This window comes from Streptomyces sp. UNOC14_S4 (genome assembly GCF_020740835.1).
GTDB lineage: Bacteria > Actinomycetota > Actinomycetes > Streptomycetales > Streptomycetaceae > Streptomyces.
Map to the genome: position 1 here is coordinate 1 of NZ_JAINFC010000943.1, position 1,168 is coordinate 1,168.

The 1,168-nt window shown below is 71.2% G+C and carries 1 protein-coding gene and 1 pseudogene; both read left to right on the forward strand.

Annotated features, from left to right (window positions below; translation table 11 throughout):
- Positions 1-959, forward strand: a 959-nt coding sequence (locus K6I34_RS37195) for a family 2 encapsulin nanocompartment cargo protein terpene cyclase (RefSeq protein ID WP_229332428.1), incomplete at its 5' end; no start/stop codon positions are given.
- Between the two features lie 62 nt (positions 960-1,021).
- A pseudogene (locus K6I34_RS37200) lies at positions 1,022-1,168 on the forward strand (SAM-dependent methyltransferase); the annotation flags it as partial.

Consider the following 1,168-nt stretch of genomic DNA (forward strand, 5'->3'; position numbering starts at 1 on the left):
CCCGTGACTCCTTTCCCGATCTCTACTGCCCGCCCGCCCTTCGTACCGACCCCGCCCTCGCCCGCGAGGTCAACGACCGGCTCGTCGAGTGGGCCGAGGAGGTGGGCATCTACCCCGGCCGCCTCGACCGCGTCCGCGCCACCGACTTCGGCCGTCTGATGACGCTCGCCCACCCGGGCACCGACGACCCCGAGCGGCTCCTCGCCGCCGCGCGGTGCGCGCTCGCCGAGTGGGCAACCGACGATCACTACTGCGACGACGAGACGATGGGGGCCGGTCCCGCCCTCCTCGGCTCCCACCTCGGGCTCGCCTACACCTCCGCCGACCCCTCCCACCCGCCGGCCCGTTACGCGCGCCCGGTCGCCGAGGGCCTGGACGCCGATCCCGTACGGGTCGCCCTGCGCGACGCCTTCGCGCGTCTGGCCCCGTACGCCGACGCGACCCAGGCCGCCCGGCTGCGTCACGAGATCACCGTCCTGTTCGTCGGTTACGGGCAGGAGGGCTCCTGGCGGAGCACCGGCCGCATGCCCGCCGTCTGGGAGTACCTGGCCCACCGGCAGATCAACAGCTTCATGCCCTGCATCGCGCTGATCGACGTCGTCGAGGGCTACCGGCTGTCCCCCGAGGAGTACGAGGACCCGCGGGTGCGCCGCGCGGTGACCATGGCCGGTACGGCCGCCACGCTCGTCAACGACCTGTACTCCATGGCCAAGGAACAGGACTCCGGCGGTGTGGAGTTCAGCCTTCCCACGGTGGTCGCCGCCGAGGAGAAGTGCTCGCTGCGCGAGGCGGTCGAGCGCAGTGTGGCTGTCCACGACGAGCTGGTGCGCACCTTCGAACGCGAGGCCGCCGCGCTCGTTTCGGGCGGCTCCCCGGCGCTCGTCCGCTTCCTGGCCGGGGTGTGGGCCTGGCTCGGCGGCAACCGTGAGTGGCACGCGGGCAGCGCGCGTTACGCGTAGGCCGCGTCTTTCCGCGTCGTTCACCCCTTTTCTTTCGCAACATCTGTAAGGAGCACCCCCCGATGACCACCACTCCCGAGGTCGTCCTGCGTACCGCGTATCAGCAGGCGGTCGCCGACTACTGGAACAACGAGAAGGACCCGGTGAACCTGCGGCTGGGCGAGGTCGACGACCTCTACCACCACCACTACGGGCTCGGCGACTACGAC